This window comes from Paenibacillus sp. VTT E-133291, from assembly GCF_002264395.1.
In the GTDB taxonomy this organism is placed as follows: domain Bacteria; phylum Bacillota; class Bacilli; order Paenibacillales; family Paenibacillaceae; genus Paenibacillus_AQ; species Paenibacillus_AQ nitricinens.
Genome location: NZ_NFVA01000263.1, coordinates 1 through 319 on the forward strand (window position 1 = coordinate 1; position 319 = coordinate 319).

Genomic DNA, 319 nt, shown 5'->3' on the forward strand with positions numbered 1-319 from the left:
TAGTCCAGCCTCTCCCAGAGCATTGTACGTATTACGCCAACGGGTTAGGCAATGCTTAGGCTTTTTGCGACCGATAATATCTACGTCAAATCCCGCGCTAAGGAAGATCTCCATTGGGGTTTGACCTTCCTTATAGGCCTTAACCGCAGCCAACTTAAACGTTGGCGAATAGGTAATACACTTTTCCGTCACGTTCTCTACATTTGGATTGTTCTCTAGTTGTTTGATCTCATTTCCGTTGAATATCCTTGAGCTTCCTCTTGTTTTGTTATTCATGAAGGCTTCCTCCGTTATTTCGATATTTCGATTAAAACACAAA

At 42.3% G+C, this 319-nt stretch carries 1 protein-coding gene; it reads right to left on the reverse strand.

Annotation, left to right across the window (positions count from 1 at the left end; genetic code table 11):
- A partial coding sequence (locus CA598_RS31850; protein ID WP_143812514.1) for a helix-turn-helix domain-containing protein occupies nucleotides 1-276 on the reverse strand: 276 nt, incomplete at its 3' end.
- Nucleotides 277-319: the final 43 nt, after the last annotated feature.